The organism is Sulfuricurvum sp., assembly GCF_049587615.1.
Classification (GTDB): Bacteria; Campylobacterota; Campylobacteria; order Campylobacterales; family Sulfurimonadaceae; genus Sulfuricurvum.
The window spans coordinates 84,123-110,248 of record NZ_JBAVEF010000016.1; the positions used below are offsets into that span (position 1 = coordinate 84,123).

Annotated in this window: 25 protein-coding genes; 15 read left to right on the forward strand and 10 right to left on the reverse strand. The window is 46.7% G+C overall.

All coding sequences use genetic code 11. The features are described 5' to 3' along the window. Window position 1: 1 nt before the first annotated feature. From smpB to WB308_RS02980, 5 genes are read right to left on the reverse strand one after another with little or no spacing between them, the layout of a single operon-like run. A complete protein-coding gene (gene smpB, locus WB308_RS02960; RefSeq protein ID WP_424188831.1) occupies window positions 2–454 on the reverse strand; it encodes an SsrA-binding protein SmpB in 453 nt (150 codons plus the stop codon). Beyond that, complete coding sequence (locus WB308_RS02965; RefSeq protein WP_424188833.1) at window positions 447–1,223, reverse strand: 4-(cytidine 5'-diphospho)-2-C-methyl-D-erythritol kinase; 777 nt, start codon at window positions 1,221–1,223, stop codon at window positions 447–449. The genes smpB and WB308_RS02965 overlap by 8 nt, the downstream gene beginning before the upstream one ends. After that, the gene (gene csrA / locus WB308_RS02970; RefSeq protein WP_424188835.1) at window positions 1,220–1,450 is read right to left on the reverse strand and encodes a carbon storage regulator CsrA; all 231 of its coding nucleotides are present in this window, start codon (window positions 1,448–1,450) and stop codon (window positions 1,220–1,222) included. The genes WB308_RS02965 and csrA overlap by 4 nt, the downstream gene beginning before the upstream one ends. Continuing rightward, window positions 1,444–2,265, reverse strand: a complete 822-nt coding sequence (gene truB / locus WB308_RS02975) for a tRNA pseudouridine(55) synthase TruB (protein WP_424188837.1) — start codon at window positions 2,263–2,265, stop codon at window positions 1,444–1,446. Before truB ends, csrA begins: the two co-directional genes overlap by 7 nt. 5 nt (window positions 2,266–2,270) lie before the next feature. Continuing rightward, window positions 2,271–4,319, reverse strand: a complete 2,049-nt coding sequence (locus tag WB308_RS02980; protein WP_424188839.1) for an ATP-dependent helicase — start codon at window positions 4,317–4,319, stop codon at window positions 2,271–2,273. A 164-nt stretch (window positions 4,320–4,483) separates the two neighbouring features. Between WB308_RS02980 and WB308_RS02985 the strand changes: the two genes are divergently transcribed. Further along, on the forward strand, window positions 4,484–5,383 hold the full coding sequence (locus WB308_RS02985; protein WP_424188841.1) for a LysR substrate-binding domain-containing protein: 900 nt from the start codon (window positions 4,484–4,486) through the stop codon (window positions 5,381–5,383). Between the two features lie 108 nt (window positions 5,384–5,491). On the opposite strand, the gene WB308_RS02990 is transcribed toward WB308_RS02985, so the two are convergent. From WB308_RS02990 to cysK, 3 genes are all read right to left on the reverse strand, one after another. Further along, window positions 5,492–5,911: a hypothetical protein gene (locus WB308_RS02990; protein WP_424188843.1), complete on the reverse strand. Its 420-nt coding sequence runs from the start codon at window positions 5,909–5,911 to the stop codon at window positions 5,492–5,494. Between the two features lie 65 nt (window positions 5,912–5,976). Continuing rightward, complete coding sequence (locus WB308_RS02995) at window positions 5,977–6,546, reverse strand: aminotransferase class IV (protein WP_424188845.1); 570 nt, start codon at window positions 6,544–6,546, stop codon at window positions 5,977–5,979. Continuing rightward, a complete protein-coding gene (cysK, locus tag WB308_RS03000; RefSeq protein ID WP_424188847.1) occupies window positions 6,547–7,470 on the reverse strand; it encodes a cysteine synthase A in 924 nt (307 codons plus the stop codon). Between the two features lie 240 nt (window positions 7,471–7,710). Here cysK and WB308_RS03005 point away from each other — a divergent pair, with 240 nt between their 5' ends. Then, window positions 7,711–9,168 carry an acetyl-CoA carboxylase biotin carboxylase subunit gene (locus WB308_RS03005; RefSeq protein ID WP_424188849.1) on the forward strand — a complete coding sequence of 486 codons (1,458 nt, stop codon included), beginning with the start codon at window positions 7,711–7,713 and terminating at the stop codon, window positions 9,166–9,168. Window positions 9,169–9,209: 41 nt separating this feature from the next. Here WB308_RS03005 and WB308_RS03010 read toward each other — a convergent pair whose 3' ends face one another. Next, a complete protein-coding gene (locus tag WB308_RS03010) occupies window positions 9,210–10,427 on the reverse strand; it encodes an apolipoprotein N-acyltransferase (protein ID WP_424188851.1) in 1,218 nt (405 codons plus the stop codon). Window positions 10,428–10,496: 69 nt separating this feature from the next. Here WB308_RS03010 and yajC point away from each other — a divergent pair, with 69 nt between their 5' ends. From yajC to rlmC, 11 genes are all read left to right on the forward strand, one after another. Continuing rightward, window positions 10,497–10,763 (forward strand): preprotein translocase subunit YajC, encoded by a 267-nt coding sequence (gene yajC, locus WB308_RS03015; RefSeq protein WP_424188853.1) that lies wholly within the window; start codon window positions 10,497–10,499, stop codon window positions 10,761–10,763. Then, on the forward strand, window positions 10,753–12,324 hold the full coding sequence (gene secD, locus WB308_RS03020) for a protein translocase subunit SecD (RefSeq protein WP_424188855.1): 1,572 nt from the start codon (window positions 10,753–10,755) through the stop codon (window positions 12,322–12,324). Before yajC ends, secD begins: the two co-directional genes overlap by 11 nt. Continuing rightward, a complete protein-coding gene (gene secF / locus WB308_RS03025) occupies window positions 12,324–13,295 on the forward strand; it encodes a protein translocase subunit SecF (RefSeq protein ID WP_424188857.1) in 972 nt (323 codons plus the stop codon). Before secD ends, secF begins: the two co-directional genes overlap by 1 nt. A gap of 11 nt (window positions 13,296–13,306) precedes the next feature. After that, window positions 13,307–13,648 carry a DUF6394 family protein gene (locus WB308_RS03030; protein ID WP_424188859.1) on the forward strand — a complete coding sequence of 114 codons (342 nt, stop codon included), beginning with the start codon at window positions 13,307–13,309 and terminating at the stop codon, window positions 13,646–13,648. A gap of 66 nt (window positions 13,649–13,714) precedes the next feature. Continuing rightward, complete coding sequence (gene leuS / locus WB308_RS03035; protein WP_424188861.1) at window positions 13,715–16,162, forward strand: leucine--tRNA ligase; 2,448 nt, start codon at window positions 13,715–13,717, stop codon at window positions 16,160–16,162. Between the two features lie 4 nt (window positions 16,163–16,166). After that, entirely contained in the window at window positions 16,167–16,670 is a 504-nt protein-coding gene (gene lptE / locus WB308_RS03040; RefSeq protein ID WP_424188863.1) for an LPS assembly lipoprotein LptE, read from the forward strand. A gap of 9 nt (window positions 16,671–16,679) precedes the next feature. After that, complete coding sequence (locus tag WB308_RS03045; RefSeq protein ID WP_424188865.1) at window positions 16,680–18,215, forward strand: GGDEF domain-containing protein; 1,536 nt, start codon at window positions 16,680–16,682, stop codon at window positions 18,213–18,215. Continuing rightward, the gene (locus WB308_RS03050) at window positions 18,212–19,447 is read left to right on the forward strand and encodes a bifunctional folylpolyglutamate synthase/dihydrofolate synthase (protein WP_424188867.1); all 1,236 of its coding nucleotides are present in this window, start codon (window positions 18,212–18,214) and stop codon (window positions 19,445–19,447) included. Before WB308_RS03045 ends, WB308_RS03050 begins: the two co-directional genes overlap by 4 nt. A gap of 5 nt (window positions 19,448–19,452) precedes the next feature. Then, window positions 19,453–22,437, forward strand: a complete 2,985-nt coding sequence (gene mfd / locus WB308_RS03055) for a transcription-repair coupling factor (RefSeq protein WP_424188869.1) — start codon at window positions 19,453–19,455, stop codon at window positions 22,435–22,437. Between the two features lie 88 nt (window positions 22,438–22,525). Beyond that, entirely contained in the window at window positions 22,526–22,993 is a 468-nt protein-coding gene (locus WB308_RS03060) for a CZB domain-containing protein (protein ID WP_424188871.1), read from the forward strand. Between the two features lie 9 nt (window positions 22,994–23,002). Next, window positions 23,003–24,121, forward strand: a complete 1,119-nt coding sequence (gene rlmC, locus WB308_RS03065; RefSeq protein WP_424188873.1) for a 23S rRNA (uracil(747)-C(5))-methyltransferase RlmC — start codon at window positions 23,003–23,005, stop codon at window positions 24,119–24,121. Here the strand turns inward: rlmC and WB308_RS03070 are convergent. After that, window positions 24,088–24,618 carry a YgjP-like metallopeptidase domain-containing protein gene (locus tag WB308_RS03070; protein WP_424188875.1) on the reverse strand — a complete coding sequence of 177 codons (531 nt, stop codon included), beginning with the start codon at window positions 24,616–24,618 and terminating at the stop codon, window positions 24,088–24,090. The two genes, rlmC and WB308_RS03070, sit on opposite strands and share 34 nt — an antisense overlap. 120 nt (window positions 24,619–24,738) lie before the next feature. Here WB308_RS03070 and WB308_RS03075 point away from each other — a divergent pair, with 120 nt between their 5' ends. Both WB308_RS03075 and WB308_RS03080 read left to right on the forward strand, forming a co-directional pair. Then, window positions 24,739–25,320 carry a hypothetical protein gene (locus WB308_RS03075; RefSeq protein ID WP_424188877.1) on the forward strand — a complete coding sequence of 194 codons (582 nt, stop codon included), beginning with the start codon at window positions 24,739–24,741 and terminating at the stop codon, window positions 25,318–25,320. After that, window positions 25,317–26,126, forward strand: a complete 810-nt coding sequence (locus tag WB308_RS03080; RefSeq protein WP_424188879.1) for a TIGR00282 family metallophosphoesterase — start codon at window positions 25,317–25,319, stop codon at window positions 26,124–26,126. Before WB308_RS03075 ends, WB308_RS03080 begins: the two co-directional genes overlap by 4 nt.

Below are 26,126 nucleotides of genomic sequence, written 5' to 3' on the forward strand. Positions count from 1 at the left end.
GTTATTCTCCTTTGAGCGCCCGCTCCATATCTCTTTTGAGACTTTTCTCTTTTAAATCTTCCCGCTTGTCATAGAGTTTTTTCCCTTTGGCGATTGCGACTTGCATTTTGACGAGATTACGATCATTGAAATAGATACTCAGAGGGACGAGAGTAAACCCTTCCTTTTCTACGGCTTTGAACATTTTGTCAATCTGCTTTTTATGGAGGAGCAGTTTACGGCTTCCCCGTTCTTCGTGGGTATAAAAATGGTGGGTTGTATCCAGAACGCCGATATGGACGTTAAAAAGGAACGCTTCCCCGCGAACGATTTTGATAAATCCGTCTTTGAGATTGACACGTCCTGCACGAAGAGCTTTGACTTCCGATCCTTTAAGGACGAGGCCCGCTTCGAACTTCTCTTCGATGTGGTAGTCAAAAAAGGCTTTTTTATTGGTGGCTATATTTTCACCCATGGATATTTTCCTTAATTCTAAAAAAACTGCTTCCGCTGCCGGAGAAAAACCACCCCTTTTTTTCGGAAAGTTCGCTGTAGCATCCCAGTGCGGAGGGATAGAGATCGTTTGCCACTTTGGGTGTCATGGTTCTCAAAATTTCCATTGAAGGGGTATTCTCGAGCTTCTCTGCATCTTTGGCACTGATCGGTGCATAGAGATGTTCACGGTAGTAGCGGTAGATCGCTGGGGTGCTGATTTGGATATCGGGGGTAACGACCTCAAAATCGATCAATGGTTCAATGTAGCGCTCAACGATCTCACCGATGCCACTGACATTGGCACTCTCATACCCATAGACGAAGAAGGGGACGTCGGCTCCTACTCTCGCGCCGATGTCGGCGAGTTCTTCAACACTTCGCCCCAACTCCAACTCTTCATTACACATACGTAAAAAGGTTGCCGCATCGGAACTTCCGCCGCCGAGACCGGCAAAAGAGGGGATTTGCTTATCGACACACACCGCATGCGTTTCCATAAATAATGCGAGTTTATCCGAATGTGTAGAGGCTTGGAGGTGTTTGTACGCTTTGTAAATGGTATTGGAATGAACCTCACAGTCAAAATTTCCCCGAATCTCAAATTCAGGTGTCGATTTGGGCTCAAACCAGAGGGTATCAAAGAGATTTTGTACCCGCATAAAACGGGAACTCAGGGTGTGGTATTCTCCCCGCATCCCGGTGATTTTAAGAAAAATATTGACTTTGGCGTAGGCGCGGTAACGGATCATAATTTGAGTTTTTGAACCAGTTGTTGGAGCAGGGATGCATCATGCTCAGTGGATGCTTCTTTGTTTGAATCCTCAACCGCGCGGACCAATTCACTACGCAATACCCGAATATTATGGGGTGCATCGATCCCCAATTTTACCACCCCTTTGTCGATTGAGACGACTTTGACGGTGATTGTATCGGCGATAATGATCGATTCTTCGGGTCTGCGGGAGAGAATCAGCATGCTTCAACCTTATTGAGAATATAACGGACACCCTCGGGGGTTATCTCTAGAATAGAGATCGTATCGCCGTTGTCGATCCAGTAGGTTCCATCTTCTTGAAGATCAAAATCTTCTCGCATTAGCGGTTGTCCTAGGAGAATCGTTTGTGATGTGCCATTATAGCGGTTTTTAGGTATTGAGAGAGAGGCTTTAATGTCAAGTTCTTTTTCATTCTCATAGACAAATTGCCCTTCGTTGAGCCTTTCAAGCGCGCTTAGCGCACCATCAACCCCGAGACGGTTGGCAATCATCTCTCCCAAAGAGCGGATGTAGGTCCCCTCCGATACCGTCGCTTCAAAGGTAATAAAGGGATGGGAATAGTGGATCAGGGTGAGATCATAAATGGTAGAGGTGATCTCCCGTAAATCGACCTCTTTCCCCTCACGGGCAAATTCGTAGGCTCTGCGTCCTTCGATCCGTTTCGCACTGTATTTAGGGGGGAGGTAGGTCAAAGTTCCGGTGAGCGAGCGGAGGATAGATTCAATTTTCTCGATTTCCACAGGCCGCGTATCGGAAACGGTTTCGATTTTTTCGATATCAAGTGTTGCAGAATACGCTCCCAGCCATAACGTAGCGCGGTACCGTTTTGGGGTTTTGTTTAAAAAGCGAAAGAGGCGTCCGTGATTTCCGAATGCGATAATCAAGACCCCTTTTGCAAACGGGTCCAACGTTCCGGAATAGCCTGCTTTTTTGACTTTATAACGCCGCTTGAGCTGTCCTAAAAGCTGGTTAGAGCTAAGACCGGAAGGTTTATAGGCAACGAAAAGACGATTCATAACGATTAGAGCTTTTCGACAAATGAGGCAAGAATATCCCGCTTGTTGCCGCCGAAGTTAATGCTAAGTTTAAATTCACGCCCCGATTTGCTCACCCCTTCGACGCGCCCGGCACCGAAGATTTTATGGCGAACCAAATCCCCTTTTTTGTAGGAGGTGTTTTTCTCTAGGATTAATGACCCCTCGCACAATCCCGCTTCGTTGATGAAACGGGATTTTTGCAGATCGGTACGACGCCCTTTGTAAAAGCGGCTGTTGACATTGGAAAGGGTGAGGTTGCTTTTGGCACGGGTAATGGCGACGTATCCTAGACGTCTCTCCTCCTCCAGATCGCTGCCGTCTCCGATGAGGGGCAAAAATCCCTCTTCCATCCCGATGACGAAGAGGTGTTCAAACTCCAGCCCTTTGGATGCATGGATGCTCATGATGTAGATGCTCTCCCCTTCCACTTGATCTTGTTCACTTTGCAAGGTAATATCGTTAAGAAACTCTGGCAGTGAAGCCTCGGGATTTTGTTTGACGTAATCGCGGAAGAGGCCATAAAACTCATCGATATTGGCAATTTTCTCCGCTTCATCGGGGAGCCCTTTGAGGGTCTCTTTGATCTTGAATCGTTCTTCGAGCAGATCGATGAAACGGTAAATGGCCTCTTCGGAAACACGACGAAGTTCGAGAATTTCCGCAACAAAATCACGCAATTCTCCGGCACTTTTTTTCCGTACCAGCGATTCTAGTTCACTATCGCTTCGGGTTGAGATATATTCAAACATCGATTTTTCCGCTTCGATGGAGGAGAGCTCAATTTTATCGATGGTCGCTTTTCCGAGACCCCGTTTGGGTTTGTTGATAATTCTTTTTAGGGAGAAATTATCATGAATGTTGGTGATGACACGGAGGTAGCTGATCAAATCTTTGATCTCGGCACGGTCGTAAAAGCGCAATCCTCCGACGAGTTTGTAAGCGACTCCGGCGCGGTTAAGTCCCTCTTCGAGAGATCGGCTCAGCGCATTGATCCGATAGAGTACGGCAATTTCGTTAGGGCGGACCCCTTGGGTGATCAGTGTCTTGATTGCTTTGGCAATCTTTTGGGACTCTTCGCTCTCATCATTGGAAGTGATCGTTTGGACTTCATCCCCTCCTGCTTTGGTTGCGATAAGGGTTTTACCCAGACGGGAACGGTTATGTTCTATCAGGGCATTGGCGACGGTGAGAATCGGTTGGGTGGAACGGTAATTGTGCTCGAGTTTGACGACCATGGCATCGGCAAAATCCTGATCGAACTCGAGAATATTGCGGACATGGGCACCCCGCCACCCGTAGATGCTCTGATCGTCATCTCCGACAACGCAGAGGTTGTTATGGGTGGTACAAAGCTTTTGAAGAAGTCTGAGTTGAAGCTCATTGGTGTCTTGGTACTCATCGATCATGATGTAGCGGTATTTTTCTGAGGTTTGGGCACATAAATCGGGATGTTCATCGAGTAATTTATAGGTCAGGCACAGCAGGTCGTCAAAATCGACGAGATTATTTTTAAGAAGGTAGGCTTCGTATTCTTCGTAGGTTTTGGCGATATGTTTGTAGTTGGTAAGTTCCGCTTGGGCGTAGGCTTCCGCCGGATCGATCAGAGAATTTTTATACCGGGAAATCTCACTGGCAATCAGGGCAGTGGGGAGATCGGCATTGATTTTTTTGATAATCTTTTTTTTATCGTCGGTATCGATCACGACAAAATTATTGGCACGTCCGAGCAAATGGATGTGGAACTTTAAAAAGAGGAGGCCGAATTTGTGAAAGGTGCAGAGCAACGGGGGATAAGAATTTTGTGTAATCAGCCCCATTGCCCGCTCGCGCATCTCTTTGGCGGCTTTGTTGGTAAAGGTGAGGGTTAGGGTATTGCCGGCGGGTATCCCCACCTGATCGAGAAGATAGGCAAGGCGGGTTGTAATGGTTTTGGTTTTTCCGCTTCCCGCACCCGCTAAAATGAGCAAAGGGCCGTCAATTCGTTCGACCGCACTGCGCTGTGCCTCATTGAGATTTGAGAGAATTTCATCCATACCGTTTTTGCCCTGCTCGTAATATATAGTTAATTTATTATAGCCCAAGTTTTCTGTTTTTTAAATTCTATTGACAAAATGAGATAAATTTTGAGGGTAAACTCTTGCATTGGTTATAATAACGAGTTATAATACTGCTATTCATTCAGCTTATAGGAATTATTATGTTAAAAGATTTTGCCAAACTCATGACGTTTCTGACAGTAGTTCGAGAGAAAAGTTTTTCTAAAGCATCGGCAAAACTCGGTATTTCTCAGCCTGCGGTGACGCAACAGATCAAATTTATCGAGGATTATCTTGATACGCGCGTTGTTGAACGTAAAAAAAACGGGATCAAGCTGACTAAGGAGGGGGAAGACCTTTTCCGAATCGCGACTAAGCTTGAAAAAGCCATTCAATCGAGTGAAAAAGAGCTTCTCAAAATCATCAACAAAGAGTTCACGTTTATCGTGGGTGCTTCGTATGCGATCGGAAACTATGTTCTCCCTTCGTATTTGGGGCAACTCAAAGAGAAAATCAATAACGAAGTCCATATCCGTGTGGCATTTTCAGACGACATTATTGACCAGTTGATCGATAAAAAGATTGATATCGCCCTTATCGAATCTCCTGTTTTTAGAGACGGTTTGATTTATCGTGAGTGGGAAGAGGATGAATTGGTTGTTTTCTCAAACCAGCCGATTCCGAAACAGCTTCGCAAAGAAGATCTTTATAAGTTTGACTGGATTTGCCGTGATGAAAACTCCCATACCCGAAAACTGACCTCGGAAGTCTTTGAAGAGATCGGTGTCGAGTGCTCAAGCTTTAGTGTAATCGGTGTAGTTGCCAGTTCGACGGCGATTAAAGAGACGTTGATGCGTTCACCCAAAGATGCGGCACGCCCCGTTGTCTCGGTTATCTCTCGCCATGTTATCAGTGATGAGGTAGAAGAAGGGAAATTGTTTGAGGCGCGGATTAAAAATTACAAAATCAAACGCAAATTTTACATCGCCTACAGCAAAGAGCGCAAGCACGATGCGTTTATCGATAATGTGGTTACGTATCTACTTGGATTAAAACTGTAACGCTATAGGAGCAAAAGCCCCTATAGCTAGACAACTTTGTATTTCCCTCGGCGGGAAGCCCACGCGCAGTAAACCGCGCTTTAATCTTTTAACTTCACTTCAAAATTATTATTTTTTCTTCAAGAACTTCTGATTTTCGGGATTCGCCAGTAATGCGCTCATCGAATTCTGAACCCCTTCATTTTTTTGAATATTGACAACAGGATGCTGCTCTTGTGGGAGTGCAAGATTGACAAATGCCGGGGTGTCATCGATGATGATTTGTACGACAGAGAGTAACGGAACAGAGACAAAACTGCCAATGTTCTCTTGCCCGAATCCCGCTTCAAAGATTAAAATATCATGATCGATCCGGGCACTCTCAAAGGTGTATCCCGCTAAAAAAAAGAGAGTCATCGCACGAAACTCTTCACTCAAATGCTGCGGAAGAGGGGGATCAAAGGTAACGTGATCTATTTTACATAAGATACCGAAATTCTGGTCGTTTTCAAAAAGATAAATGAGCATATCGCGAACATGATTTTCCATTAACCTGGCAAATGAAGAGCTTTTAATAATATCGAATAGCATAACGGCAGACCTGTGTTTTAAAATTATTTTATTATACCATTTTGGACTTCAATAAAGCCTAGCATTGCATTCATGATGGCAATCTTGGTCGCTTTGGCTATATCGTCGATGTGCAGTGATGCAGGGGTAAGAAATCCCTCTTTGAGTAAACGTGTACGGGTGGTACCCATCAGCAGGGGAGCATTAGGAGTGAGCCATTTACCCTCAATCTGTAATGCAATATTGGCGATCGTCGTATCGGTTAGGAGACCATTTTTAACGATGAGTACATCGTCACACATTCCACGCTGATCAAACAAATGGTTTAAATTCTCTCGATCTGAATATTTGAGAGCATAATCGAGTGAATCGGCGGTGACCAGTTTGAGGGAGGTAATCGTTTTCGGAGTGTAAGGGTGGAATTCGATCGCATAACTATCCGCATTGTAAAGAAAACGGCATCGATAGATACCCGCAGCGGGTGGAATAACAAGCGCGCGCAAATCATAGCTTTTCTCAATCTGTAACAACCGAAGCGATTTTTCCAGACGCTCTTGGTGATAAGAGAGGTGTACAAGGGAACCGTTTTCGCAGCGAAGAGTCTCTAAGAGCATTTACGCTTCAAAAAGAGGGGTACTGAGGTAACGCTCAGCCGTATCGCATAGAATCGTAACAATGGTTTTACCTTGATTTTCGGGACGGGATGCGACGAGCATGGCGGCATGGAGATTCGCCCCCGCGGAGATCCCCACAAGGAGCCCTTCCGTTTTTGCGAGAGCTTTGGATGCTGCAATTGCCTCTTCGTTAGTGACAGTGATAACCTCGTTATACAAGGTCGTATTGAGCACATCGGGGACAAATCCGGCACCGATCCCCTGAATTTTATGGGGCCCCGGTTTTCCCCCGGAGAGGACGGCGGAGTCTTTGGGCTCCACGGCAATAATCTGAACATTAGGCAACGCGGCTCTGAGTGCTTCTCCCGTTCCGGTGATCGTTCCTCCCGTGCCGACGGCAGCAACAAAAATATCGATGTTTCCATCCGTATCCCGCAAAATCTCCTGAGCCGTGGTTATACGGTGGATGGCGGGGTTGGCGGGGTTGTCAAATTGCTGTAAAACGATGGCATTGGGGGTTGATGCGACCAGCGCATTGGCGTGATCGATTGCCCCTTTCATTCCGGATGCCGCAGGGGTAAGGACGAGATTCGCTCCGAGCGCTTTGAGGAGGTTCCGTCGCTCGATTGACATTGATTCAGGCATCGTGAGGGTGAGGTTTAATCCCAATGCGGCGCAGATAGAAGCCAATGCAATACCCGTATTACCGCTGGTGGGCTCGATGATGAGGGTATCGGCATTGATGCGCCCCTCTTCCATTGCCGTTTTAATCATATTGAACCCGATACGGTCTTTAACCGAACTGGTAGGGTTCATGAATTCACACTTTCCTAAAATGGTAGCTCCAACCGCTATCGAAGGGGCATTAAGGCGTACCAAAGGGGTATTGCCGATCAGTTCCGTGATATTCGCCGCTATCTTCATTAAAGTATCCCTGTTTTTTTGACCATTATAATAGCAAATTTTCAAAAATTCAATAATCATTAGTAAATAAGTATGGATACATATAATTGCACTTTTATATTTTAAATGATTTGGGTGAGGATAAAAGTTTTGCATAAACAGCGGTTTTATCCTATAATTTCATTTTTAAATCAAGATATCGGGTATCTTTCGAGAGGCTAGCGGAGCTAAACCACTCAAAGATGTTCAAATGAGGGAACTGTGCAAACGAAAAAGATCAGCAAAGTATTGATTGCGAACCGTGGCGAAATCGCACTTCGTATTATTCGAGCCTGTAAAGAGTTAGGGATTAAAAGTGTCGTTGTATTTTCAGAAGCCGACGTTAATGGTGTTTGGGTTCGTAAAGCTGACGAATGTTATCCGATCATGGGTGATCCAATCGCCGCGTATCTTGATTATGACCGCATTATCTCGTTGGCGAAAAAAGCCGACTGTGATGCGATCCATCCGGGTTACGGATTTCTATCCGAGAGCGCTGAGTTCGCTCAAGCATGTGTCGATAACAACATTATATTCATCGGACCGAAACCTGAACATATCGCCCTTTTCGGGGATAAAATGGCGTCGAAAGTAGCGATGCGTGCCGTCGGTGTACCGATGCTTCCGGGTACCGATGAGCCGATCGATAACATTGATGATGCGGAAAAAATCGCAAGCGATATCGGATTCCCGATTATCATCAAAGCGGCATTCGGTGGCGGCGGACGCGGTATGCGTATCGTTGAGAAAGCCGAAGATTTTAAAGAGATGTACGATTCAGCTACGAAAGAGGCATTGCGCTTCTTTAGCCGCGGTGAAGTATTTATTGAAAAATATCTCAAAAACCCTCGCCACATCGAGATTCAAATTGTTGCGGACAAATACGGCAACGTTGTTCACCTCGGAGACCGTGACTGCTCGATCCAACGTCGTCACCAAAAAGTGATCGAAATCGCTCCCTCACCGTTATTGAACGAAGCGACACGCCGTGAACTTTACCGCATCTCGACCAAAGCGATGTTCAAACTCGGATATGAGAGTGTCGGAACCATCGAATATCTGGTTGACCAAGATGACAATATCTATTTCATCGAGATGAATACCCGTGTTCAAGTGGAACATCCGGTTACCGAAGCGATCTCCGGAATCGATTTGATTCAACGTATGATCCAAATCGCTGAGGGTGATCAACTCAAATTCTTGCAAGAAGAGATTAAACTTCGCGGATACGCGATTGAGTTCCGTATCAATGCTGAAAACCCTAAAATGGGCTTTGTCCCATCACCGGGTCTTATCACCAACTATCTTGCGCCGGGTGGTCCGGGAGTACGTTTGGACTCTATGGCGTACACCAACTATCAAATCCCGTCAAACTACGATTCAATGGTTGGAAAACTAATCGTATGGGCATTGACATGGGAAGATGTTGTTCGTAAGGCACGTCGTGCATTAGATGAGTTCTTGATCGAGGGTGTTCCGACGAATATCCCACTTCACCGTCAAATCGTTCGTGATGAGCACTTTATCAAAGGTGAACTCGATACGGGGTATCTTGATACTAAATTGCAACACTTTAACCTCGATGCGATCCACAACATGGATGACGAAGAGGCCAAAATGAAACATATTACAGCCGTCATCGAAGCCATCAACAAAAACAAACTTAACGTCCGCCACTAAATATCAAGGGCCGAAAGGCTTTTGATACTTCTCTCTTTATATTAATAAACGATACCGTTTCCTCCGCCATTTGTCGCATGAAAAACAACTGTACTATTTTGCCGAGCATAAAACCGTATCAATAGTTTTTGGAATGTCGGCTCAATAGAGGGTTTAAACCATCCGTTGTTGCTGATGGCGATCATATAGCGAACATCAGGGGTATAAAGCTCTTTGCGTGTCGCTTCGTAACAGATAGCATTTCGAAATGCTACCCCTTTAACCGTAAAGTCGGTCGGTTTTTCGGCCGTAACAAAATCGGATCCTCCGCCGAAAATTGTCCGATTGACCCATCCACGCAAAAATTCAGGGAGAGGGATATATTCACCGAAGGGGACGAGAATCGTTTTTTTAGCGATGGTGACATTGCCGTGATCATAGAGATAAGCGACATTGTAGTTCAAACCGTTCTCTTCATGAAGTGTTCCGGTAAGAATGGAAATATATTGGGAACGTTCGCGAAGCGCATCAGAAATTTCACCGTAGTGGTTCATGTAGAGAGGAAATGCCGCTTCGGGGAGGATAACGAGATCATAATTGTGTGCAATCGCCTCATCAATGGCATCAAAATTTTCTTGAATCGTTTGATTGAGCCGTTCGCTCTGCCATTTAAAATCTTGCGAAATATCGGTGGAGACGAGTTTGATTTTTAGGTTGGGAAGGGGGGGGATGACATAGGAGGTCTGGATCGCTCCGACCAACAGCACCAGCGGAAGCAGCTTTTTAGCTCCGGAAAATATTGCGGTGGAGGCGAGGGCGAACAAGACGAGAGCAAATTGCCATTTGTGGATGCCGATGTAACTTTCGACAAAAATAAGTTCCGGCTGCATCCAGTTAAAATCCATGGGCCAAACATAGGTAAGACCAAAGAGGAGTGCGGCGCGAATCAGAGCATTGGCGGTGAGGGCCATTACTCCATAATAGAGGGCATAGACGATTCCGAAACCCAGAGCGACTAGCCATACAGCCCATCCGAGCCCATAATACTGAAAACTAAATCCGATCCAGTAGCACCACAGCAACCCGATCCAAAAGCCGCTTATGAGAACGGTACGCTTCGGGGCATGCAAAAGAGCATAGAGGGCAATCAATCCTGAAAACGTGTTAAGCGCTTTGGAAGTGAAACCAAAATGTTCCCAATAGATAAATGCAGAGAAAAAAAAGGCGATGAGCAACGGGGCGAGAAAGAGTTCCATAAAGGGTGTATATCGATATTTCATAGAGTAATTATACCGTTGTTAGCCACATTTCAGTATAATGCCCCAATTTCACATAACCCAAGGATACCCATGGAAATTGTTTCTCAAATTCTCCCTTTTGTCTTTTTGATCGCTATTATGTATTTCGTGATCATTCGTCCCCAAAACCAACAGGCTAAAAAACACAAAGAGATGGTTGAAACCCTCGCTAAAGGGGATAAAATTATCACAACCGGCGGATTGATCGTTGAGATTAAAAAAGTCGAAGATACCTATTTCACGATTAAAATGAACAACGAAACCGAAGGGCGCCTCGTCAAAGATGCAGTAGCCAGAAAGTACGAGGATGAAGCTTAATTACCGTGTTGTTTTACTGATTATCGCTACTGTATTCGGTCTCGTATTTTCAATTCCCTCATTTACTCAAAGCAGTGAAGGAAAAAAGATTACGCTGGGGCTTGACTTGCAGGGCGGATTACATATGCTTTTGGGGGTCAAAACTGAAGAAGCGGTTAATTCCCAAATCAAATCGATTGCTTCGGGAATCAAACATTTTACCGAGCGTAATGATATCCTCATCGAGGGGTTGAGTGCGGGAGAAGATAAAGTCGTATTTGAACTTCTCGATAGTGATGATGCAACTGTTATGGATGAACAGCTCAAAACGATTGAAGGGACGGTTGTTCATGCAACTGAAGGGAAATACAGTGTATCTCTGACCCCAGCAGCAGTTGAAAAATTGAAACTTCAGGCGGTCGATCAGGCAATCGAGACAATCCGTAACCGTCTTGATCAGTTTGGACTGGCGGAACCGACGGTAGCAAAACAAGGGATCGATAAAATCCTCGTAGAGCTTCCTGGGATTAAAACTCCCGAAGAGGAACAGCGTGCCCGTGAATTGATCTCCCGCGCAGCCAAACTCGAACTCATGGCGGTGGATGAAGACCGTTCAATGCGCGTTAACGAAATGAGTGAGGGTGAAGCGCTTAGTTATGGGGATAAAATTCTCGAAGATGCATTGCAACCGAATGTTAAACATCTGGTCAACGAGATCCCGATTTTAGATGGTACGATGCTGACCGATGCGCAGGTCGGATACGATCAAAACAACCGTCCGGTCATCAATTTCTCTTTGAATGCTCAAGGGGCGCAGATTTTTGGTGATTTTACCGGTAAAAGTGTCGGTAAACGTCTTGCGATCGTATTGGATGGCAAGGTTTATTCAGCTCCTGTGATCAACGAACGTATCGGTGGAGGAAGCGGTCAAATCAGCGGTAACTATACAACGGCTGAAGCGAACGATTTGGCCATAGCCCTTCGATCAGGTGCATTGCTCGCTCCGATCTATATGATGGAAAAACGCTCTGTTGGGCCAAGTTTGGGAGCTGATAGTATTAAAGCAAGTATGGTTGCATTGATATCGGGTTTTGGGCTCGTCGTATTGTTTATGATGGTTTATTATCGACGTGCGGGAGTGATTGCCAATATCGCCCTTTTAGTCAATATTTTACTGATTGTTGCGGTTATGGCACTGTTTGGTGCGACATTAACGCTGCCGGGTATGGCGGGGATCGTCCTTACGGTTGGTATGGCAGTCGATTCGAACGTTATTATCAATGAACGGATACGTGAAATCTTGGCGGAAGGCTCTTCGGTCAAACGTGCGATTGAGGTGGGGTATGAAAATGCGATGCGCGCGATTACCGATTCGAATGTGACGACATTAATTGCGGCTGTTGCATTGTACGTATATGGAACAGGTGCGATTAAAGGGTTCGCGATTACCATCAGTATCGGGATTTTAGCGTCTATGTTGACGGCTATTTTAGGTACACACGGAATTTATTTGATGTTACAAGATCGGATCGAAAAATCCAAAGATACTGCCAAATGGTTTGGCGTGAAACGGAGTAAGTGATGGAACTGTTTCGATATAGCAAACCTATAGGGCTCATGGGAAAATCAAAACTGGCAATGGGAATTTCATCATTGCTTGTGATTGCATCGTTATTTCTGATTTTTACCAAAGGGCTTAATTTCGGGATCGATTTTGCCGGTGGTACGATTATTCAAGTGAAATACGAAGGGGCTGCACCCATCGATGTGATGCGCCAAAAGCTTTCTAAAAGCGCTATTTTTGAGGGTTCGAGTATTAATGAATTCGGCTCACCCGATGAGGTCGTGATCCGTCTTAAAAACAGTTCAGAGAGCGTCACCAAAGATATCGGTGACATTACACGAGAACAGCTTGCCGGAACGGGAAAATTTGAGATACGTCGTGTTGATATCGTCGGAGCAAAAGTAGGTAGTGAACTTCGTGAAAAAGGGATTATGGCCCTTACATTTGCGATCATCGGTATTTTGATTTATGTCGCTTTCCGCTTTGAATGGCGCTTTGCGGTTGCTTCGGTTTTGGCGTTAGCGCACGATTTAACGATTGCCGTCGGGGCTATTTCACTTGCGGGATTGGATGTAAATCTTGATGTTATTGCCGCATTGCTGACTATCTTAGGATATTCGATCAATGATACGATCATTGTATTTGACCGTATTCGAGAAGAGATTAGTGACTCTTCCGCAAAAACGGTTAATGATATTATCGATGATTCGGTCACGCGTACTCTTTCGCGAACGGTTTTGACATCTTTGACTGTGTTCATTGTTCTTATTACACTTTTTGTATTTGGCGGTGAAATCATTCATACCTTTGCGTATACTTTGCTCGTTGGGGTGATAGTAGGAACCTACAGTTCTATTTTCGTTGCATCACCGTTGTTGGAAATATTAGGGTTTAATCTTAAAACGTATCGTGCTAAACTCTCAGAGAAAGCGGCACGTGCAGTCGAAAAAGAGAAAATGCGTGCACAATTTGAGCAGGGTATCGTTTAAAGGAGCAAAGAATGGATTGGGGCAAGGTAATTTATGTTTTTTTCACGCTGATGAGTTTAACCTCGACAGCGGCATTTTTATACGATCATACCTCGATAATGTTGTTTATTGCAGCCAGTTTGAATCTGATTTCAACGATTTTAAAATTGGGTGTTCGTAATCTTCTAGCGGCAGAGCTTCTGGCTGCATCGTTGGTTGCGGATTTGCATTTGATCCCTGCCTTTATTTACATGGAAGTGGTCGGAAATCAAGGATGGGCGATCTCATTGGCTATCGGTGCATTGATTGCGAATCTCTTTTCGATCGGAATGGTCTTTATCGAGAGTGCCAAAGCCAAAGAGAATTACGAGTAGGCTTCTCGATGAGAGAAGCCTTATGCTTTTGCAGAAAAAGCGTTTACTACTGATTAGGAGTTTTTTTTGAATTATACCCCCGCATCGATTGAAGCCAAGTGGCAAAAGACTTGGAGTGCAACCAAAGCGTACGAACCCTCAGCTGATTTTTCCAAACCCAAAAAATATGTTTTAAGTATGTTTCCTTACCCATCGGGGCGTATCCACATGGGGCACGTCCGTAACTATACGATCGGTGATGCGTTTGCCCGATACTATCGTCAACAGGGATTTAATGTCCTCCACCCGATCGGATGGGACAGCTTCGGGATGCCGGCAGAGAACGCGGCGATCAAACACGGTATCCATCCGAAAAAATGGACGTACGAGAACATCGCGACAATGCGCGGTGAACTTGCCGGCTTGGGGCTTTCCTTTTCGGAAGATCGTGAGTTTGCAACGTCCAATCCTGAATACACAGCGTTTGAGCAGGGTTTTATCATCGACATGTTCAATAAAGGGATGTTGTACCGAAAACAAGGGTTTTTGAACTGGTGTCCGCATGATTTGACGGTTTTAGCGAACGAGCAGGTCGTAGATGGCGGATGCTGGAGATGCGGAACCGAGATTGTCCAAAAAGAGATGTATCAGTATTATCTGAAAATTAGCGATTACGCCGAAGAGCTCCTCGAATCGCTTAAAACCCTTGAGGGGAAATGGCCGAAACAGGTTTTGACGATGCAGGAGAACTGGATCGGAAAGTCGTACGGTTTGGAGTTCGCGTTTAAACTGGATGAGGAGAGCGAAGCACGTCTCGGTGCAGTGTACCAAAGTTTTGACGTATTCACGACCCGTCCTGACACGATTTACGGGGTGAGCTATGCGGCGTTAGCCCCAGAGCATGAGATTGTCCGCCATATGCTCTCGTTCGGTTTACTCGATCAAGCGACAAGCGATGCGATTAAAGCAATGCAGCGGGTCAGCGCACGTGATCGCGCCACCAGCCCGAAAGAGGGGGTATCTCTGGGGATCAATGTCATCCATCCGCTCACGGGGGCAAAAGTTCCTGTATGGGTCGCCAATTTCGTCCTCACCGACTACGGCTCCGGTGCGGTCATGGCAGTTCCTGCCCATGATGATCGCGACTATGAGTTTGCAACCAAATACGATCTTCCGATCAAAGCGGTTATTTTCCCGAGTGAGGGGGAACTTCCACACGGATGCGCCTATACCGAAACGGGAACGCTGCATGAGAGTGGGCAGTTTAGCGGATTGGACAATGTCACGGCAAAAGCGGCGATTATGGATCATTTCGAGAACGAGAAACTCGGGAAAAAAGTGGTCAATTTTCGTCTTAAAGACTGGGGAATCAGCCGTCAGCGCTACTGGGGTGCTCCGATCCCATTGATTCACTGCGACAGCTGCGGGATTGTTCCGGAAGATAAAGCAAATCTTCCGGTAGCACTTCCTGAAGACGTCGTTATCAACGGGGAGGGGAATCCGCTCGAACACCATCCGACGTGGAAGCATTGTGCGTGTCCAAAATGCGGCAAACCAGCCATCCGCGAAACCGATACGATGGATACCTTTATCCAGTCATCTTGGTATTTTCTCCGTTATACGGTTCCGAATGATTACAAAGAGGTATTTGATAAACAAGCGCTTGATTACTGGATGGGAGTGGATCATTACATCGGTGGGATCGAACACGCGATCTTGCATCTGCTCTACGCACGGTTCTTTACGAAAATGCTCCGCGATTTGGGTTATGTCAACAGCGATGAGCCGTTTGAACATTTGCTGACTCAAGGGATGGTTCTCAAAGACGGTGCGAAAATGTCCAAGTCCAAAGGCAATACGGTCGATCCGGGCGCATTGGTGGAGAAATACGGCGCCGATACGGCACGTCTGTTTATCTTGTTTGCCGCTCCTCCGACCCAAGAACTGGAGTGGAACGACAGTGCGGTTGAAGGGGCATTCCGATTTTTGAAACGGTTTGCCGATCGATCACAGTATGTTCGAAAAACCGATACTATTCCGGTTATCGACGCTGCACTTCTCTCTAAAGAGGAAAAAGGGGCGCGTAAAAAAGTGTACGAAGCACTCAAACGTGCTCAAGAGGTTTACACTGAGCGCCATACTTTCAACACGATGATCGCCGGTGTTATGGAAGCAATGAATGCGTTGGGTGAGCAAAAGAATACGGAGGTATGGACGGAAGGGTATTGGATTTTGACGTCGATCTTAGAACCGATCGTTCCGCATCTGTGCTGGGAACTGTCATCTGAACTTTTTGGCGGGAAAAATTTCGGTCCTCAAGTCGTTCGAGAAGAGGTGTTTGAAGTGGAAGCGCTGAGTCTCGGTGTTTCGATCAACGGAAAAAACCGCGCTACGATCGAAGTGGGAGTTCATGAGTCTCAAGAAGCGATCATCGAGACGGCAAAAGCTTCCGTAGAGAAATGGATTGAGGACAAAGAGATCATAAAAGCGATCGTGATTCCCGGCAAGCTTGTCAATCTCGTGATAAAAGGGTGATTTCATGAAACACTGGATACTGAGCCTCACTGCATTGATTTTCTTTGCCGGATGCGGTTATCAGCCTGCAAGCCATTTTGCAAAGGGTGTTATGGGTGAGAGTATCAGTACCGAAGTGGTCGTTTCCATGGAAGATCCGCAAAATACGGTGATTATCAAAGATGCGGTTGATACTGCGGTGATTACGAAATTTAGAACCGCGCTGGTTCCCAAAAATTCAGCAAAAACCCATTTGAAAATTGCCATAGCCTCCGTTCAGTTTATCCCTCTGCGGTATGATACAAACGGTTATGTTATTACCTACCGTACGACGGTTGTACTGCACATTGATCGCATCACGAATGAGAAAACAGTCCCGTATTCATCGCACGGGATGTATGATTTTGTGATTGAACCGAATGCGATTATTACCGATCAGGCACGTTTTGAAGCGATCCGTCAAGGGGCGCAAAAAGGGATTGATGCATTTGTGGCACAGGTTGCTGCACAGGGTGCGAACTCGCACTAAAGGACAGATATGACCATTAACCAAATTGTTCGGAATACGGTAGCGCGGCTCAAAGCCGAGGGAAAAGTCTGGACGCCCGATGTGTATACCGAAACGTTTTGCAGTGAAGCGAAAAAGGCAGGATTCACGGTTGAAGATTGCAGCGGGATTGATCGTTACCTTACCCTCTTTGATAAGAAAACGGCTGAAGAGATCAAGCAATATCGTGTGAGAACAACGGCGGAACTGATCCGTTTTTTGATTTCGAAACTAGGTCGTCTGAACCCCAGTGAAGCATCGGTACTGGTTGAACTTCTGAACTCTCTGGCCAAAAAAATGGCACAAGCGATAGACGTTCTTCACAACCCCGAGGCATCGGCGTTAGCCAGAAAAACGATTACCATTTTGGAAACCCAAGGGGGAGCAACTCAGATTGATCTGCTCAAACAAGCGTGGAATAATTTTCTTTCCCTGTACGATAACTCTTTTTTGATGGAACTGGCTCCGTTCGGTTCCGTTGATACGACCAATTTACGGCGTACGATCGAGAGTCTAAACCTCCAAGAGGGGAGAAAAGAAGAGATTGATCACGCGAAAACCATTCGTCTGCTCGTCTCTTCTTTGGTCCCCTCCATCGCCCCTACGATTGACAATGCGACGATTCAGCTTTCCCAAAAACTCCAAGATAATCCTGAATACATCGCATCGGATGAATGTGAAAAAGAATTGAAAGTGGCTATTGCGATGCGGATAGCATTGGATAAAGAGAGTGTTGAAGTGATGGTGAGTTCCTTGGATAGCCTTCTCGAAAAACTCTCTACACAACTTATTGAACTGATTGAACGGAGTGAAAATTCGACCAGCGAGATTCGAAATGTGAAACGCGACCTTGAAGTCCTCGAAACCAATAAACCCGCTGATTTTAAAACGGTACATAAGCGGCTTTATACGATTGCCACTACTTTGGAAGAGAACGTCGGACTGCTGAGCAAAGATCTGCATGTTCACAACGAAAAAGTGATGCAAATGGGGAAAAAGATCGCTACACTCGAAGAAGAACTGGTTAAAGCGACACAAGCTTCTCGGGAAGATTTTTTGACCAAACTGTACAACAAACGGGCGATTGAAGAGTTTCTCAATGTCAAAGAGGCGGAATATGAGCGGCACGGTCGCAGTTTTTGTGTTGCGCTTCTCGATTTAGACTATTTTAAAGCGGTGAACGACACCTATGGGCATGATGCGGGAGATGCCGTATTGCTTGCTTTTGCCAAAATTTTGAAAGAAGAAGCGCGTGGGAGTGATATTGTCGGCCGATATGGGGGAGAAGAATTTTTAGTCATTCTGGGAGATACGGAATTAGCAGGAGCCAAAGTATTTTGCGAAAAAGTACGTGCGCATGTGGAGCAGGCCCATTTTATGTATCAAGAACAGCGTATCCGTGTCAATGTCAGTATCGGTGTCGCTCAGCGCAGCGAGTATCCTTCTCTTAAAGGAGTGATAAACGGTGCGGATGAGCGGCTTTACGATGCTAAACGCAAAGGGCGAAACCGCGTCGAGCCTGCATGAAATTAGATTGTTTTTTAGCCGAAAAGCCCCTTTTCTATGATGTGATTGATTATGAGCGTTTTCCGATGGCGTATCGTGAGATAGAACACCTTCTGCCGAAACCTAAAGTCATTCATCTTGTCGGGACAAACGGCAAAGGGTCAACCGGACGATTTTTAGCCACGGCGTTGCATCGCGCAGGAAAAAAAGTGGGACATTACACGTCGCCGCATATCCTCCGTTTTAATGAGCGGATATGGATTGATGGCTCTGAAGTCGGGGATGAGGCTTTGGAAACTGCCCATCAGAGGCTTCTTGCGATGGTGGATCGAAAAAGTGCCGAGGCGCTTAGCTATTTTGAGTACACGACTCTTTTGGCGATGGTTGCCTTTGCGGAGTGCGATTATGTCGTCCTTGAAGCGGGGCTGGGAGGAGAGTACGATGCGACAGCGGTGTTTCCTAAAGCGCTCACTATCTTTACCCCCATCGATTTCGACCATGCGGCATTTTTAGGCACCACCATCGAGTCTATTGCAACGACCAAATTGCGTAGTATGCAGAGTGTCGCCCTTTTAGGGAGACAAAAACATGCTAACGTGGAAACCATCGCAAAAGCGATTGCGGAAGAAAAAGGGTGTACCCTCTACACACTCTCCGAACGGTTGACGCCGAATAGTGAAGAGTTGGCATGGCATCTTGCCACGAAAAACAGCCTCAGCGATTATTTGCGGGATAATTTGACATTGGCGATGGAAGCCTATACGCTTCTGGGCTATAAAGCGAGTGTCACGCTGTTCGATCAGAATGCACTGTTCGGACGTTTAAGTAAAATCGCCTCCAACGTTACCTTAGATGTGGGGCATAACGCATTGGCCGCAGAATCGATTGCGCAAAATTTCGCAGGGAAAAAAGTAACGCTCGTTTACAATACCTACGGCGATAAAGATTATCGCGAGATTTTGACTCTTCTGAAACCGATTATCGAGTCGGTCGAGATTATCGAGGTGAATGAAGGACGGATTGTCGATCGGGATCAGCTAGAATCGGTATTGGATGAACTGAACATACCCTTTGGGGTATTTGAACAAATCCGTGAGGATAAAGAGTATTTAGTTTTCGGTTCATTCAGCGTAGCCGAAACGTTCATTAAATTTTATACGCGATTGGAACAAGTCCCAATACGCTGCGTTAACACTGGGTTCTCTTCGGCAGAGAGCCCGCGCACTGGTGCGCTAGTAGAAGAGGATAACTAACAAATATGTCACAAGCCAGATGGTATGAATACCTAAAAAATAACCCGAAAAATCTCCCCGAAATCCTCCTGTGCGAGGATGCGAAAGAAGCATCGGAACTCAGCGACGTTTCGGCCTTTTTGGAGATACCTCATATCGTTTTGCCCGATTTTCGTGCGACCTACATGGACGATTTACGCCCTTTTAGCGAAGAGCTGTTTGCCCTTTTTGCCGCACTGCGTACCTATTATAACGCCCCTAAAAAACCGCTGGTTATTTCGCCTCTGAAAACGCTTCTGTTTCCCCTTCCCAATGCATCCCTCCTGCAAAGCGATAGAATCGAGTTTGCTTCCCGTATTGATCTGAGCGCATTCAAAGAGAAACTCCTCCATTGGGGATATACCTTTGTCGATATGGTGGAGATGGAGGGGGAGGTGTCGCATCGCGGCGATATCCTCGACATCTATGTCCCCAACCAAAGCAATCCGTACCGTATCAGCCTTTTTGACGATGAGGTCGAAGAGATCAAAGTGTTTGACGTCGAAACGCAGCGTACCGATAAAGAGGAGCTCGCCTCCATCGAAGTTACCAGTGCCTTTTTCTCTTTAAGCGCTGAACAGCACAAAGCATTCGAAAAAGCGATTGCCTCGGCGCAAAGCGACAGCTTCGTCAAAGACATCGCTTCACTCGGATTTTGGGTTTTAGGTTCTGAGGGGATCGATCTGTGCGAAGGGAAAAGGGTACTCCGTATCCGCGAAATGAAAAGCGTTCTGGATGAAGCATACGGCCTCAATCAGCCTGTTTTACCGCGTGAGCGGCTGGAAACAGAGATACTCCCCGAGTCGGAGCGCTATACCCCGCTGGGGGGAGGAAATTTCGAAACCCTCCGAAGCGTTCATAAAAACAAAAAGTTCACACTGATAGCTGCCAGCGATACCCAGCTTAAAGCGGCGGGGATCTTTGAACTGGGGGGGATCAGCGTTAAAACCTCGGGGATCGTCCTTAACCTGATAGGACCCGATGAGATCATCTTCTCTCTCAACCGTCATGAGAAAAAACGCCGCCGTCGCCGTACCTCGATCCTCCTCGATGATTTGAAAGTGGGGGACTATGTTGTCCATGAAGAGTACGGGGTAGGGATATTTGTCGGAATCGAGCAGGCGGAGATCCTCGGCGGTATCAAAGATCTCGTCGTCATCAAATACATGGGGGATGACAAGCTCCTCCTCCCTGTCGAAAATCTCGATTCCATCGACCGTTATATCGCTTCAGGCAGCCTCCCCGTACTCGATCGTCTCGGCAAGGGGAGCTTCGGTAAGCTCAAAGAATCGGTTAAAGCACGGCTGTTCGAGATCGCTTCGGAAATCGTCGGAATTGCGGCAAGCCGTGCTCTTATAAAGGCATCTGTCATTAACGTAGATGCGGGGGAACTCCGCCGTTTTCAAGCAGAATCGGGATTCGACTACACTCCCGATCAGGCAAGCGCTATTGCTTCGATCGTCCGTGACCTCTCCTCGGGGCATATCATGGATCGGCTCCTCAGCGGGGATGTCGGTTTCGGAAAAACAGAAGTGGCGATGAACGCTATTTTTACTGCGGCTAAGGGGGGATACCAATCGCTCCTCGTCGTTCCGACGACCTTGCTGAGTTCTCAGCATTTTCAATCGTTGAAAGCCCGTTTGGCACCGTTTGGTCTTCGGGTCGCGAAGCTGGATCGATTTGTGAGTACCAAAGAGAAAAATGCGACATTGCGTGCACTCGAAGCGGGAGAACTCGATTGTGTCGTGGGAACCCATGCCCTGTTCGGGGTAAGCTGTGCGAAACTCGGGATCGTCATCATCGATGAAGAGCACAAATTCGGGGTGAAACAAAAAGAGAAGCTCAAATCACTCTATGAGAATGTCCATCTTCTCAGCATGAGTGCGACGCCGATTCCTCGAAGCCTCAACCAAGCCCTCAGCTCGATCAAAACGATGTCCGAGCTCCTCACCCCTCCGAGTGAGCGTTTAGGGGTACGGACGTTTGTCAAAAATTATGATGAGAAACTGATAAAAGAGGTTATCTTACGCGAACTGCGCCGCGGCGGTCAGGTGTTCTACGTCCACAACTCGATCGATTCGATGATCATCAAATCGGGGGAACTCAAAGCGATCCTCCCCGATCTGCGCATCCTGATACTCCACTCCCAAATCAGTGCGACCCAGACCGAGGAGGAGTTGGCCAAGTTCGCCGACCGCCAATACGACGTCCTTCTCGCCACCTCGATCATCGAATCGGGAATCCACATGCCGACGGTCAACACAATGATCATTGATGGGGCGGACCGTTTCGGGATGGCCGATCTGCATCAGCTCCGCGGCCGGGTCGGACGGGGGCATATCGAGGGGTATGCTTATTTCATCGTCGATGACAAAGAGAACCTCACCGAAGAGGCAAAAAAGCGTCTTGTAGCGTTAGAGTCGAACTCATTTCTGGGAAGCGGCTCGATGCTTGCTTACCACGACCTCGAAATTCGCGGCGGGGGGAATCTCGTCGGGGATGCCCAAAGCGGTCATATTAAAAATATCGGATACGCCCTCTATCTGCGGATGCTGGAGGATGCCATCAAACTCCTTACCAACCAAACAACCGCGGTACGAGCGAAAGTGGATATTAAACTTACCGTCAGTGCCTTTATCAGTGATGAGATTGTCAGCGAAGACCGTCTCCGTCTTGAGCTCTACCGCCGTCTCAGCCAGTGTGAATCTCCGAGCGAGATTTATGAGATTGAAGAAGAGGTCGGGGATCGTTTCGGTAAACCCGATACGCCGACAAAACAGTTCTTTGAGATCATGGTCATTAAACTCCTCTGCATCGAGAAAAAGATCAAAATGGTGAGCAACTACAACCAAAACATTACGATCGAGTACCAAAGCGGTGTGAAAGAGACCTTGCAGAGCAAGAGCAAAGATGATGACGATCTGATCGCTACTGTCTTGCACTATTTACGAACGAAGACAAAAACTTTATAATCTGTCAGTAGAGATTGAATGGATATACGGGGTACGTTTGTGCGGGTGAAACGGTATAATAGCACTAATAAAAAGAGGGTAGGAACAAATGGATAAATCTGTAACATTACAACTCTTGGGTGATGCAAAAAAAGCGCACGTAAAGTGGGTACAGCGTGCTAAGTTGTTGATTGAAGGATTGCCGATAGATGAGGGGGCAATCCCTTTGAGTTGTACGGATTGTAATTTCGGAAAATGGTTTTACAGCGAAGGGCAAAAACTCAATGCCCTCGGAAATATGTCGTGTTTGGGCGAGATTGAAAAAGCCCACTTTATCTTGCACGATCAGTATATGAAGATATTTAAAATCTATTTTACCGATAATGACCGTTCATTCTTTTCAAAATTATTCAGTTCTAAAAAGAAGATCAGCGAACAAGAAAAAGAGATGGCAAAAGAGTATTTTACAAAACTGCAAGCCGCTTCCGATGAAGTATTGGAGCATATCGGTAAATTGGAACGTCGTCTGTACGCTATTCCTCAGAGCTCATTTGACGCAACTGAAACCGGGATATAAACGAGCGTAATGAGTTTTTGCAGTTATTTTGATACGCACCTTTGCCGCTCGTGCAGTTGGATCGACTACCATTATGCCGAACAGCTGAAACTCAAAAACGACCATTTACATGCTCTTTTGAAGCCGTTTCACCCGCAAGAGTGGCTTAAACCTGCCACCTCGGTGCTCAAAGGGTTTCGGAATAAGGCCAAGATGGTTGCAACCCCGACGTTTGAAGGGGTGGTATTGGGACTTTCCGAAGAGGTGAGTCTGATCGAGTGCCCATTGTACGACGCAAGCATGCAGAAGGTATTGCACACGGTAGAACAATGGCTCCGGGAACTCGGGGTAAAAGCCTATGATGTCAAAAAGAAAAAAGGGGAGCTGAAATATGTCCTCCTGAGCCGAAGCAAATCGAACGGGACGATGATGCTCCGTTTTGTCCTCCGTTCTCATGGCCTGATCGGACGGCTTGAAAAAGGGTTGGAGAGTCTGGTGCAGCGTGCACCGGAGTTAAAAGTCATCACGGCGAATATCCAGAGCGTCCACATGGCGATTTTGGAAGGGGAGGAGGAGATCTTTTTTACCGAACAGCGTCGTCTCGAAGAGCGGCTTAACGGTATTCCCCTTTATATCCGTCCCAAAAGCTTTTTCCAAACCAATCCTGAAGTGGCCGAAAAACTTTATCGTACCGCCGCAGAATGGGCAGGGGAGAGCAAACCGAAAAGATTATGGGATCTGTTTTGCGGGGTAGGGGGATTTGCTCTGCATTGTGCCGCACCGGATCGGACGATCGTTGGGATCGAGATTGAGCCCGAAGCGATTCAGTGTGCCCGTGATTCGGCCGCACAGCTGGAGATGAATACGATTCGTTTCGAGTCTCTCGATGCGGCAAGTTTCGGGGCAAATTCGGGAGAGAAGCCCGATGTCATCATCGTCAATCCACCCCGTCGCGGGCTGGGAGAACAGCTGTGCAAATGGCTGAGCCGTGTCGATGCCGAGCGGATACTCTATTCGAGCTGCAATGCTGTGAGTTTAGCCAAAGATCTAGAAATCCTTGGCGGCTACACCGTCCGCCGAGTACAGCTCTTTGATATGTTTCCCCACACAGCCCATTATGAAGTTTTAGTGGAACTGGTACGCGGATAAAGCTCTCCAAAAAAGTCTATTTGGGTTAAATACAACCGTACGTCAAACTCCAACTGATGGTAGGCGGGCTCGATATGGGTACAGAGGTTATAAAATGCTTTGTTGTGTTCTTTTTCTTTGAGATGGGCGAGTTCGTGGGTAACGATCATCCGAAGAAACGGTTCGGGGACTTTTTTAAACAGATGAGAAATCCGGATTTCGTTTTTAGCCTTTAACTTTCCCCCCTGCACCCGTGAGACAAAGGTATGGGTACCGAGCGCGGAATGCAAATCACGGATTTTAGTATCGTAGAGCACTTTGGCGATCGGTGAGGAACTGCGTAAATGGGTATTTTTGAATTCCATCACGTAATCATAGAGACTTTTATCCGTAGTGTAGGGATGGGTATCGGGATATTTGTTGAGGAGATGGCTTCCCAGCGTATGGTCGGAAATGAGATTTTCTACCTGTTTACGAATCTCTTGGCTGTAATGGGCTAAATATTTAAGTCGTTGCATACGCAATTGTAGTATAGTTTCATTTAATTAGAACGGCCAGGAATAAAATCCCTTCGCCCATGCTGATTGCTAAGGCGTTGAAATGTGCTTCTCTCGGGGCATAATTATAAAGGGGTTACTTTGGCTGATACTAAGATCGATGAACTCGTTGCCAAGATTAAAGCACTCGAAGCAGAGCTGGAAGCCGAACTTCACGAAGAGTATGAACGGTTCAGTTGTGAAATTACAAAAAAACGTGAAGAGATCCTCGCCGCATATCGGCATGACCGTCAGGGACTCCTGCGGTATCTGGCGACGACGCCGATTTTTAACCTGCTGAGTACACCGGTGATCTGGTCGGTATTGCTCCCGGCTGTGATTTTGGATGCTTTTGTGACGGTCTATCAATGGGTCTGTTTTCCGATCTATAAAATTACCAAAGTGAAGCGGAGCGATTACATCATCGTTGATCGCCACCGGCTTGGGTATCTGAATCTGATTGAAAAATTCAATTGTCTTTATTGCAGCTATTTTAACGGACTGATGGGGTATATCTCCGAGATTGCCGCACGGACGGAACAGTACTGGTGCCCGATTCGCCACGCATCACGGGTCAAAACGATCCATTCACGGTATCAAAACTTTTTTGAGTACGGTGATAGCGGAGATTACCGTAAGGGGATTAAAAGATTGAGGAAGGAACTCATGGAGGAGAAAGAGTGAAAATAGCGTTTATCGGAGATATCGTCGGCCGCCCGGGACGGGTAATGATCAAAGAACATCTAAAGAGACTCCGCCGTGAGTACGGCATTGATCTCGTCATCGCCAATTATGAAAATGCCTCCCACGGTTTCGGGCTCACCCTCAAAAACGCCCAGGAACTTCTGGATTCGGGAGTCGATGTCATGACGGGGGGAAATCACACGTGGGATAAAAAAGACATCCTTCCCCTGCTGGATTCCCTTCCCCTTTTGCGTCCGCATAACTATCCCGAAGGGGTACCGGGGAGCGGATGCCGTATCATCGAGGTCGGAGGAGAGAAACTCGCCGTTTTGAACATCATGGGGCACTACGGAATGCCCTACGTCGACAACGCCTTCCGATGTGCCAGAGACACCGTGGCAAGCCTCAAAAATGACGGAGTTGAGTATATCTTTCTCGATTTTCATGCCGAAGCCTCCAGCGAAAAACGTGCGATGCTGATGCTGTTGCAAGGTCAGGTGAGCGGCATCATCGGAACTCATACCCATGTCGGAAGCGACGATCTCCAGATTTCTCAGGGGACGGCGTATCTCACCGATATCGGTCTCAGCGGCTGCCGTGACAACGTCATCGGGATGGATCCGAATGTTCCGCTGGAGCGGTTTCTCACCGGAATGGCGGGACGGTTTGAAGTCCCCGAAAAATGCCGAAAGATTCTCCAGATTGCTATTATGAATCTCGAAGAGGGCAAATGTACCGAAGCGTTCAAACTCAAAATTTTCGATGACGGCAGAGTATTCCGCACGGATGCGTGGGTAGAGGAATAA

Coding starts and splice junctions, on each gene's coding strand:
- WB308_RS03045 (WP_424188865.1), top strand. CDS start 16,680: ATGACCATTAACCAAATTGTTCGGAATACGGTAGCGCGGCTCAAAGCC.
- WB308_RS02990 (WP_424188843.1), bottom strand. CDS start 5,911: ATGGAAAATCATGTTCGCGATATGCTCATTTATCTTTTTGAAAACGAC.
- WB308_RS02980 (WP_424188839.1), bottom strand. CDS start 4,319: ATGGATGAAATTCTCTCAAATCTCAATGAGGCACAGCGCAGTGCGGTC.
- secD (WP_424188855.1), top strand. CDS start 10,753: ATGAAGCTTAATTACCGTGTTGTTTTACTGATTATCGCTACTGTATTC.
- rlmC (WP_424188873.1), top strand. CDS start 23,003: ATGAGTTTTTGCAGTTATTTTGATACGCACCTTTGCCGCTCGTGCAGT.
- smpB (WP_424188831.1), bottom strand. CDS start 454: ATGGGTGAAAATATAGCCACCAATAAAAAAGCCTTTTTTGACTACCAC.
- secF (WP_424188857.1), top strand. CDS start 12,324: ATGGAACTGTTTCGATATAGCAAACCTATAGGGCTCATGGGAAAATCA.
- WB308_RS02965 (WP_424188833.1), bottom strand. CDS start 1,223: ATGATCCGTTACCGCGCCTACGCCAAAGTCAATATTTTTCTTAAAATC.
- csrA (WP_424188835.1), bottom strand. CDS start 1,450: ATGCTGATTCTCTCCCGCAGACCCGAAGAATCGATCATTATCGCCGAT.
- truB (WP_424188837.1), bottom strand. CDS start 2,265: ATGAATCGTCTTTTCGTTGCCTATAAACCTTCCGGTCTTAGCTCTAAC.
- WB308_RS03010 (WP_424188851.1), bottom strand. CDS start 10,427: ATGAAATATCGATATACACCCTTTATGGAACTCTTTCTCGCCCCGTTG.
- lptE (WP_424188863.1), top strand. CDS start 16,167: ATGAAACACTGGATACTGAGCCTCACTGCATTGATTTTCTTTGCCGGA.
- WB308_RS03070 (WP_424188875.1), bottom strand. CDS start 24,618: ATGCAACGACTTAAATATTTAGCCCATTACAGCCAAGAGATTCGTAAA.
- yajC (WP_424188853.1), top strand. CDS start 10,497: ATGGAAATTGTTTCTCAAATTCTCCCTTTTGTCTTTTTGATCGCTATT.
- WB308_RS02995 (WP_424188845.1), bottom strand. CDS start 6,546: ATGCTCTTAGAGACTCTTCGCTGCGAAAACGGTTCCCTTGTACACCTC.
- WB308_RS03060 (WP_424188871.1), top strand. CDS start 22,526: ATGGATAAATCTGTAACATTACAACTCTTGGGTGATGCAAAAAAAGCG.
- WB308_RS03050 (WP_424188867.1), top strand. CDS start 18,212: ATGAAATTAGATTGTTTTTTAGCCGAAAAGCCCCTTTTCTATGATGTG.
- mfd (WP_424188869.1), top strand. CDS start 19,453: ATGTCACAAGCCAGATGGTATGAATACCTAAAAAATAACCCGAAAAAT.
- cysK (WP_424188847.1), bottom strand. CDS start 7,470: ATGAAGATAGCGGCGAATATCACGGAACTGATCGGCAATACCCCTTTG.
- WB308_RS03030 (WP_424188859.1), top strand. CDS start 13,307: ATGGATTGGGGCAAGGTAATTTATGTTTTTTTCACGCTGATGAGTTTA.
- WB308_RS02985 (WP_424188841.1), top strand. CDS start 4,484: ATGTTAAAAGATTTTGCCAAACTCATGACGTTTCTGACAGTAGTTCGA.